Source organism: Burkholderia sp. Bp9140 (assembly GCF_003853425.1).
Classification (GTDB): domain Bacteria; phylum Pseudomonadota; class Gammaproteobacteria; order Burkholderiales; family Burkholderiaceae; genus Burkholderia.
Window position 1 is genome coordinate 1 of the sequence record NZ_QTPQ01000080.1, and the last position, 8,286, is coordinate 8,286.

Sequence of the window (8,286 nt, forward strand, 5' to 3'; positions counted from 1 at the left end):
ACCGCCCGGTGCGGACCCGCATGCCGGGTGGTGTGGGAGGGGATCGGTCAGGCTACCTGACCGCCCCTATCCCGATTCGCAACGCGTCGTGTGCGTTACTTGAGGCTGCCCGACAGGAACCCGCGCAGGCGTTCGCTCTTCGGGTTGGCGAACACCTCGGCCGGCACGCCTTCTTCCTCGACGCGCCCCTGGTGCAGGAACATCACGTGGTTCGACACGTTGCGCGCGAAGCCCATCTCGTGCGTGACGACGATCATCGTGCGGCCTTCCTCGGCCAGCTTCTGCATCACCTTCAGCACTTCGCCGACGAGTTCCGGATCGAGCGCCGACGTCGGCTCGTCGAACAGCATCACGTCCGGATGCATCGCCAGCGCGCGCGCGATCGCGACACGCTGCTGCTGGCCGCCCGACAGGTGCGACGGATACTGCTTTTCCACGCGCGGCGCGAGGCCGACCTTCTCGAGATATTCGCGCGCACGCTCCTCGGCTTCCTTCTTCGGGATGCCGAGCACGTTGACGGGCGCTTCCATCACGTTCTCGATCACGTTCATGTGCGACCAGAGGTTGAAGTGCTGGAACACCATCGACAGCTTGGTGCGCACGCGCTGCAGCTGCTTCGAATCGGCCGCGCGCAGCGCGCCCGTCTTGTCGGGGGTGGTACGCACTTCCTCGCCGTCGACGACGATGCGGCCCGCGTTCGGCTGCTCGAGGAAGTTGATACAGCGCAGCATCGTGCTCTTGCCGGAACCGGACGAGCCGATCACGCTGATCACGTCGCCCGAGTTCGCCTTCAGCGACACGCCCTTGAGCACCTCGTTGTCGCCGTATCGCTTGTGCAGATCGTCGACGAAAAGCTTCTGAGTCTGGGAATTCATATAGTCCTGCGAAAACTTACTTGCCTTGCGGGCGCAGATACGCGAGCCAGCGACGCTCGGCCTGGCGGAACAGCCACACGAGCGTGAACGAGATCACGAGATAGAGCAGGGCGGCGATGCCGAATGCGTGGAACGACATGTAGGTCGCCGAGTTGACGTCGCGGGCGATCTTCAGGATGTCCGGCACGGTCGCGGTGAACGCGACGGTGGTCGCGTGCAGCATCAGGATCACTTCGTTGCTGTAGAGCGGCAGCGAGCGGCGCAGCGCGGACGGCAGGATCACGCGGCGATACATCGTGTAGGTGGACATCCCGTACGCGCGCGCGGCCTCGATCTCGCCGTACGACGTCGACTTGATCGCGCCCGCGAAGATCTCGGTGGTGTACGCGCAGGTGTTCAGCGTGAACGCGAGCAGCGTGCAGTGCATCCCGTCGCGGAAGAACGCGTCGAGCAGCGGCGTGCCGCGCACGAACTGCAGGCTGTAGAGGCCGGTGTAGCAGAGCAGCAGCTGCACGTAGAGCGGCGTGCCGCGGAACACGTACGTATAGAGCCATACGGCGCCCGACAGCCACTTCTTCTTCGACACGCGGGCCACCGCGAGCGGCACCGACAGGCAGAAGCCGAGGCCGATCGACACGACGAGCAGCCACAGCGTGATCGCGACGCCGGTGAGCCGGAAGCCGTCGGTGTAGAGGTAGTTGCGCCAGTATTCTTGGATGAGTGCGATCATAGGTCAGCCTTGCGGACACCGGTCGAGTAGCGCTTTTCGAGCCACATCAGCACGAAGTTCGAGATCGTCGTGATGGCGAGGTAGACCGCACCGGCGATCAGCGTGAAGAAGAAGAACCGCAGCGTGCCCTTGCCGGCGTCCTGCGACGCCTTCACGACGTCCGCGAGGCCGATGATCGACACGAGCGCGGTCGACTTCACGAGCACCTGCCAGTTGTTGCCGATGCCCGGCAGCGCGAAGCGCATCATCTGCGGGAACATGATCCGCGTGAACACCTGCCAGCTGGTCATCCCGTACGCGCTGCCGGCCTCGAGCTGGCCGCGCGGCACCGACAGGAACGCGCCGCGGAAGGTCTCGGTGAAGTACGCGCCGTAGATGAAGCCGAGCACGAGCACGCCGGCTAGGAACGGGTCGATGTCGATCTGGTCCCAGCCGAGCGCGTCGGTCGCCACGTTCAGCCAGATCTGCAGGCTGTAGAACAGCAGCAGCATCAGCACGAGGTCGGGGACGCCGCGGATCAGCGTCGTGTAGACGGTGCCGGCGCCGTTCGTGAAGCGGTTGCGCGACAGCTTCGCGCCCGCGCCGAGCAGGCCCAGCAGGAACGACAGCGCGAGCGACAGCACCGCCAGTTTGACGGTTTGCCAGGTGCCTGCGAGGATCAGCGGGCCGTAGCCTTGTAGAAACATATGTGGTCCCTGGTGTGGTCCCTGAGGGCGCGCGCGGTGCGCCGTGAAAGACGCGCCCGCCAAGCTGCGCGGAACGCCCCGTGCGTATCATGACCGTCCGCCCCGGCAACGGTGCCGGGCCAGCCCGTCGCGCGGGCGGCGGGCGAGGGGGCGGGCGGCGCGTGGTTGACTGCCTGTACTGCCGGACGCGGGGCCGCCCCCACATCCGCTTCCCGTCATTGTCGGCGCTCAGCGCGCCGAGTAGACGCTGAACGAGAAATACTTGTGCGACAGCCGGTCGTACGTGCCGTCCTCGTGCATGTCGGCCAGCGCCTTGTTGAGCTTGAGCTTCAGGTCCGTGTCTTCCTTGCGCAGGCCGATCGCGGTGCCGTCGCCGATCGTCTTCTGATCCTTCACTTCCGGGCCGGCGAACGCGAAACCCTTGCCGCGCGGCGTGCGCAGGAAACCGTAGTCGGCCTGCAGTTCATCCTGCAGCGTCGCGTCGAGGCGGCCCGAGCCGAGATCGGCATAGACCTGGTCCTGGTTCTGGTAAGGAACGATCGTCACGCCCTGCGGTTCCCAGTACGCCTTCGCGTAGGATTCCTGCGTCGAGCCCTGCTCGACGCCGACACGCTTGCCCTTGAGCGACGCGACCGTCGGCAGCAGCGGCGAGCCGGCCTTCGCGATCATGCGAGCGGGCGCGTCGTACACCTTGTCGGAGAAGTCGATCTGCGCGCGGCGCTTGTCCGTGACGGTCAGCGACGACACGATGACGTCGTACTTCTTCGCCTTCAGCGCCGGGATGATCCCGTCGAGATCCTGCGCGACCCACACGCACTTCACGTTGATCCGCTTGCAGATTTCCTTGGTGAGATCGACGTCGAAACCGACGATCTCGCCGCTCGGCGCGGTCGACTCGAACGGCGGGTAGCTGGCATCGACGCCGATCCGCACGGTCTTCCACTCTTTCGCGAAGGCGCTGCCCGCCACGAGGGCGAGGGCGGCGCACAGGGCGGCCTTCTTCATTTCCATCCTTTTGTCGCTCACTTCCGGGGGGCGCTCGCGGCCGGTCGGGCCGGGCGCCGCGGCGTATTCTAGACGGCCAAAATTCGTGTTTCGGCGCGCTGGCAACGGCGCCCGCCGGACGGGCGAGCGCCAAAAGGGCGGTATTTTACCCGAACGCGATATCCGGAAAACGGCAATCCGGCGCGACCGATCGATTCTTCGATCGGGGTGTTGCGGCAATCGTGGTATTTGCAACGGGTATTGCGTCGATTGGGTGCGTCGGCGCAACGATGCGGTGCGCGTGCGGCGGATTGTGGCGCGCGCCGCGCGCCCCTACAGTGCTGGTAAACCCGAAAAAGAAGACCTGCCCGCCGGAGTGCCCGCCCCATGTTCCAGATCCGCCGCGCCGCCGACCGTTGCCACACGCGTCAAGGCTGGCTCGAATCGAGCCACAGCTTCCCGCTCGCCGGCCACGCCGGGGCCACGCATCCGCCGTTCGGCGCGCTGCGCGTGCTGAGCGAGGACCGGATCGCACCGACGCGCGGTTTCGGGATGCAGCCGCGCCGCAATCTCGAAATCGTCACCTACGTGCTGGACGGTGCGCTCGCGCATCGCGACAGCCTCGGCAACGGCGCAATCGTGCGGGCCGGCGGCGTCCAGCGGATGAGCGCCGGCACGGGGCTCATGCACAGCGAAACCAACGCGTCGTGCGACCGGGCGCTGCATCTGCTGCAGATCTGGCTGCAGCCGGCCGAGCGGGGCGGGCTGCCCGGCTATGCGGAGCGGCGTTTCGCCGACAACGAGAAGCGCGGGCGCCTGCGGCTCGTCGCATCGCCGGACGGTGACGACGGCGCGCTGTCGATCCGTGCGGACGCGCGGATCTTCGCGGGGTTGATCGACGGCGACGAGGAGACGGCCTTCGGCGTGCGGGCCGGACGCGGCACGTACGTGCATGTGGCCCGCGGCGAGGTGGAGGTCAACGGCCACGCGCTGGCCGCGGGCGACGGCGCGCGGATCGCGGGGGTGGACGCGGTCGCGTTCGCACGCGGCCGGGCGGCCGAGGTGCTGCTGTTCGACGTCGCCTGAAATGAAACAGGGGACGCGGGCCGGGCGCCCGCGTCCCCTGCGATGCCGCGCGGGGCGGCGGCCCGCCGGCTTACTGCGCCGGCGCCGACGCGCCCTTGGCCGCGCGGTGCTGCTGCCAGCGCTCCTTCATCTTCTCGTGACGCTGTTCCATCCGTGCGAACTGCTGCTTCAGCGCGGTGCTGACCGTCGTCTTCTGCTGGTCGTTCAGCCCGTTGTAGAACGCGAGCCAGGCCGCCGAGCTTTGCTCGCGCAGCTGCGCATTCTGCCGCTCGGCCTGCTGACGGGCGGCGTGCATCGCGCTCAGGTCGAGGATCGGCTGGTTCTGCTGCGCCTTGAACTGCTCGCGCATCTGCTCGTGGCTCTTGCGCATCGCTTCATGGTTCTGCTTCATCGTGTTGACGGCCGTCTGCCATTGCTGTTCCTGCGACGCGTTGAGCTTCAGCTGGTCGTGCAGCTTCATGATCATGCCGAACGGGCCGCCGTCATGGCCGCCGTGCATCTGGTGCATGCCGGGGCCGCCCGGCGGCGGCATGTCGTCGGGTTGCGCGGCATGCGCGGTGCCGAAGGCGAGAGCGAGCACGGTGGCGGCCGCAATGGCCACGCGGGAAGTCTTCTTATACATTTCAGAAACTCCTTGTATCCAGAGGGTCCGGCGATGCGGGGCGCGGGGTGATCCGTGTACCGCATCCGGTAAGACGCAGGTTAGCGGCGCGTGCCCCGGCCGGTGTTACGCGGGGTGGCTGCCGGGTTACGGCGCATTACAGTTCCCTTGCGCCGTAACCCGCAGTAACCCTTTCGTCCCTTTGTTTCGTTCTTCGACTCCGCACTCGCGCGGTAAACTTCAAGCCATGACTACCCAGATCCTCATCGTCGACGACGACCAAGAACTCCGAGACCTGCTGCGCGACTATCTCGTGCGCCAGGGGATGGAAGTGTCCGTGCTGCACGACGCGGCGACGCTCGAGAAGCGCCTCGAGCGCGAGCGGCCCGACCTGATCGTGCTGGACCTGATGATGCCGGGCGTGGATGGCCTGACCGCGCTGCGCCAGCTGCGCGCGGCCGGCGACGACATCCCCGTGATCATGCTGACCGCGCGCGCGGACGACGTCGACCGCATCGTCGGGCTCGAACTCGGCGCGGACGACTACCTCGGCAAGCCGTTCAACCCGCGCGAGTTGCTCGCGCGCGTGCAGGCCGTGCTGCGCCGCCGCCGCGCGACGCCGTCGGCGGCGGCGCCCGAGCAGCGCGAGCCGTTCGCGTTCGGCCGCTTCGTGCTCGACTTCCAGGCGCGCACGCTGTCGGTCGACGGCAAGCCGGCGACGCTGTCGAGCAGCGAATTCGCGCTGCTGAAGATCTTCGTGAACCATGCGCTGCGCACGCTCACGCGCGAGCGGCTGCTCGAGCTGCTGCACGGGCCCGAGTACGACGGCACCGACCGCGGCATCGACGTCCAGGTGTGGCGCCTGCGCCGCATCCTCGAAACGGATCCGTCGACGCCGCGCTTCATCCAGACGGTCCGCGGGCGCGGCTACGTGTTCGTGCCCGACGGCGAGGCCCATGCGCAAACCCATTGATTCGCTGTTCGGGCGGCTGGCGCTGCTGGTCGTCGGCGTGCTGCTCCTGTCGCACTTCGCATGGTTTTTCGCGATGCGCCTCGAGCGCAGCCAGATGCAGACGCGCTACGCGGTCGAGGAGGCCGCGTTCCTCGTCGACGCGGTGCGCCAGCACGTCGAGCGCACGCCCGACCAGCCGCTGCCGTCGCGGGTGCGGCTGGTGTCGCCGGACAGTGCCGACGTACCGAAGGACGCCGAGTCGAACCTGCCGGCGCCGCTCAAGCGTTTCCGCGACGACGTGAGCGAGCGGATGCCGGCCGGCACCCGGGTCGAGATCGGCGCGCCGGGCCATCCGCCGGTGCTGTGGGTCAAGGAGCCGACCGACCCCAACTGGATCGTGGTGCCGGTGCAGCCGCTGCGGCCGCCGCGCTCGCTCGACCGGATGCTGTTGTGGCTCGGCACGATCTTCTCGGCCGGCGTGATCGCCGCGCTGTTCGCGGCCTGGCAGCTGCAGCAGCCGCTGCGCTCGCTGGCGCGCGCGGTCGCGCGCTTCGGCCGCGGCCAGCCGGTGCCGCCGCTGCGCGAGCGCGGTCCGCGCGAGCTGCGCCAGCTCACGCACGGCTTCAACCAGATGGTGGAACAGGTGTCGCAGGCCGAGAGCGACCGCGCGGTGATGCTGGCCGGCGTCGCGCACGACCTGCGCACACCGCTTGCGCGGATGCGCCTGCGCGCGGAAATGATGGACGACGCGCGGCTGCGCGACGGCGTGGTGCGCGATGTCGACTCGATGTCGCACATCGTCGACCAGTTTCTCGTGTTCGCGCACGGCGGGGCGGACCGCAGCGAGCCTGTGCCGGTCGACCAGACCTGCGAGCGGATCGCGCGCAGCTATCGCGCGGTCGCACCGAACGCGCCGGCGGTCCAGACGCATCTCGCGGCCGACGAGGGCTTCCGCCTGCCGACCGCGACGCTCGACCGGATCCTGTCGAACCTGCTGGACAATGCGCATGCGTATGGCGCACCGCCCGTGCTGGTCGAGACGGCGCGTACGCCGACGGGCTACGTGCTGTCGGTCAGCGACAGCGGCGGGGGGATTGCGCCGCGCGACCTCGCGGCCGCGACGCGGCCGTTCGTGCGGCTCGACCCCGCGCGCGGCGGGAACGGCCACAGCGGGCTGGGGCTCGCGATCGTCGAGCGGCTCGTGCTGAGGCTGGGCGGGGCGTGCGAGATCGGCAACCGTCCCGAGGGCGGCCTGCGCGTGGCGATGACGTTCCCGTTCGACGTGGTGCCGAAGGACGAACGTCACGCACAGGCCGCGTAAGCGGCGCATGCGGCGCCTGCCGGGCAGGCGCCGCGCGGCATCATTCGCCGAACAGCGTGCCGAGCGTCTCGGCGGCGTTGCTGTCGATGGTGTTGTAGGTCACGCTGGTGGCCTCGAAGATATAGACGGTCGTATAGCGGCCCAGGCGTTCCAGGATTTCCTCCTGCAGCGATTCCGGCACGACGTTCATGTTCAGGTACCACGCCGTCGACGACAGCCGGGTCTGGAACGACCCGTATTCCTGCATCAGCTCGTAGAACGCATCGGCGTCCTGATCGCGGCAGACGATCACCAAGTTTCCTGCCATTCCCTTCCTCCCGCTGGTCGGTCGATCCCCGGGGGCTGCCGGTCGGCAGACCCCAGGGGCTAGCCCCGATCATACCTGCTTCGCCGCAATCGTCCGCCGACGTCCGGCATGGTTTGCGCCCGTGTGCGGCTGCCGGGTTCCCGGCCGGCCCGGATCACGGCATAATTCGGGGCCTGCACGCCGGCCGGACGACTGCGGCCGGGCTGCTCCGCACCGCGCGCGCCGTCCGCCTGCGCGCCGGGCACGATCCGTGCACCGCCCGCGCGTCGCCGCACTGCCCCCGGACGGTTGAACCTGAAATACAGGTTGGTGTAGTGTCGTGCCGTCGCAGCCGACTCGCCGCGCCGGGGCGCAGCTTGCACGCCCGGCGCGCCGCGCCGGCGTGAGATCGTGAATCAATCGAATTACCGCGTCGAATTACCGCGCCCGTGCGCTTTGCCATGAATCAACATCGTCTGCCGGCTTCGTTCGGCCTTACCGGGGAGGGCGCCTGATGGACGTCGGATTCTTCAATCCGAACCGGACCGCCAACGCGTCCGCGTGGCGCGTCCTGCCGAACCGGTGGGACTTCATCGCGTTCCCGCTGATCATCTGCCTGATCGCGATGGCGGTCGTCGGCTTTCATGAAACGATGGCGCCGATCGGGACCCTTCAGACCCAGAAGATTTCGCTCGATCCGTCGAACCTGCCCGAATACGCGTTGCGCACGACGCTGCGGATGCTCGCCGCGATGGTCGCGTCGCT

Annotated in this window: 9 protein-coding genes and 1 pseudogene; 4 read left to right on the plus strand and 6 right to left on the minus strand. The window is 68.2% G+C overall.

Going from position 1 to position 8,286, the window contains the following annotated elements; translation table 11 throughout:
• Positions 1-95 precede the first annotated feature (95 nt).
• The 4 genes from DIE21_RS36400 to DIE21_RS36415 form a co-directional block, all read right to left on the minus strand.
• On the minus strand, positions 96-875 hold the full coding sequence (locus DIE21_RS36400; RefSeq protein ID WP_124502156.1) for an ABC transporter ATP-binding protein: 780 nt from the start codon (positions 873-875) through the stop codon (positions 96-98).
• A gap of 16 nt (positions 876-891) precedes the next feature.
• Complete coding sequence (locus tag DIE21_RS36405; RefSeq protein WP_124502157.1) at positions 892-1,605, minus strand: ABC transporter permease; 714 nt, start codon at positions 1,603-1,605, stop codon at positions 892-894.
• The gene (locus DIE21_RS36410; RefSeq protein WP_124502158.1) at positions 1,602-2,291 is read right to left on the minus strand and encodes an ABC transporter permease; all 690 of its coding nucleotides are present in this window, start codon (positions 2,289-2,291) and stop codon (positions 1,602-1,604) included. The genes DIE21_RS36405 and DIE21_RS36410 overlap by 4 nt, the downstream gene beginning before the upstream one ends.
• 228 nt (positions 2,292-2,519) lie before the next feature.
• Positions 2,520-3,296, minus strand: a complete 777-nt coding sequence (locus DIE21_RS36415) for an ABC transporter substrate-binding protein (RefSeq protein WP_124502159.1) — start codon at positions 3,294-3,296, stop codon at positions 2,520-2,522.
• A gap of 366 nt (positions 3,297-3,662) precedes the next feature.
• Between DIE21_RS36415 and DIE21_RS36420 the strand changes: the two genes are divergently transcribed.
• Positions 3,663-4,361 (plus strand): pirin family protein, encoded by a 699-nt coding sequence (locus DIE21_RS36420; protein ID WP_124502160.1) that lies wholly within the window; start codon positions 3,663-3,665, stop codon positions 4,359-4,361.
• 70 nt (positions 4,362-4,431) lie between these two features.
• Here DIE21_RS36420 and DIE21_RS36425 read toward each other — a convergent pair whose 3' ends face one another.
• Positions 4,432-4,983 carry a periplasmic heavy metal sensor gene (locus DIE21_RS36425; RefSeq protein ID WP_124502161.1) on the minus strand — a complete coding sequence of 184 codons (552 nt, stop codon included), beginning with the start codon at positions 4,981-4,983 and terminating at the stop codon, positions 4,432-4,434.
• Positions 4,984-5,209: 226 nt separating this feature from the next.
• On the opposite strand from DIE21_RS36425, the gene DIE21_RS36430 reads away from it, so the two are divergent.
• Together DIE21_RS36430 and DIE21_RS36435 are read left to right on the plus strand one after the other, a co-directional pair.
• Positions 5,210-5,935 carry a response regulator gene (locus DIE21_RS36430; protein ID WP_009693256.1) on the plus strand — a complete coding sequence of 242 codons (726 nt, stop codon included), beginning with the start codon at positions 5,210-5,212 and terminating at the stop codon, positions 5,933-5,935.
• Complete coding sequence (locus tag DIE21_RS36435; protein WP_124502162.1) at positions 5,919-7,235, plus strand: ATP-binding protein; 1,317 nt, start codon at positions 5,919-5,921, stop codon at positions 7,233-7,235. Before DIE21_RS36430 ends, DIE21_RS36435 begins: the two co-directional genes overlap by 17 nt.
• 40 nt (positions 7,236-7,275) lie before the next feature.
• Here DIE21_RS36435 and DIE21_RS36440 read toward each other — a convergent pair whose 3' ends face one another.
• Complete coding sequence (locus DIE21_RS36440; protein WP_027786765.1) at positions 7,276-7,542, minus strand: hypothetical protein; 267 nt, start codon at positions 7,540-7,542, stop codon at positions 7,276-7,278.
• Between the two features lie 493 nt (positions 7,543-8,035).
• Between DIE21_RS36440 and DIE21_RS36445 the strand changes: the two are divergent.
• A pseudogene (locus DIE21_RS36445) lies at positions 8,036-8,286 on the plus strand (sulfonate ABC transporter permease); the annotation flags it as partial.

What these genes read in the sequence shown, in the direction of transcription:
- DIE21_RS36400 (WP_124502156.1), bottom strand. Translation starts at nt 875, where the DNA reads ATGAATTCCCAGACTCAGAAGCTTTTCGTCGACGATCTGCACAAGCGA.
- DIE21_RS36405 (WP_124502157.1), bottom strand. Translation starts at nt 1,605, where the DNA reads ATGATCGCACTCATCCAAGAATACTGGCGCAACTACCTCTACACCGAC.
- DIE21_RS36410 (WP_124502158.1), bottom strand. Translation starts at nt 2,291, where the DNA reads ATGTTTCTACAAGGCTACGGCCCGCTGATCCTCGCAGGCACCTGGCAA.
- DIE21_RS36415 (WP_124502159.1), bottom strand. Translation starts at nt 3,296, where the DNA reads ATGAAGAAGGCCGCCCTGTGCGCCGCCCTCGCCCTCGTGGCGGGCAGC.
- DIE21_RS36420 (WP_124502160.1), top strand. Translation starts at nt 3,663, where the DNA reads ATGTTCCAGATCCGCCGCGCCGCCGACCGTTGCCACACGCGTCAAGGC.
- DIE21_RS36425 (WP_124502161.1), bottom strand. Translation starts at nt 4,983, where the DNA reads ATGTATAAGAAGACTTCCCGCGTGGCCATTGCGGCCGCCACCGTGCTC.
- DIE21_RS36430 (WP_009693256.1), top strand. Translation starts at nt 5,210, where the DNA reads ATGACTACCCAGATCCTCATCGTCGACGACGACCAAGAACTCCGAGAC.
- DIE21_RS36435 (WP_124502162.1), top strand. Translation starts at nt 5,919, where the DNA reads ATGCGCAAACCCATTGATTCGCTGTTCGGGCGGCTGGCGCTGCTGGTC.
- DIE21_RS36440 (WP_027786765.1), bottom strand. Translation starts at nt 7,542, where the DNA reads ATGGCAGGAAACTTGGTGATCGTCTGCCGCGATCAGGACGCCGATGCG.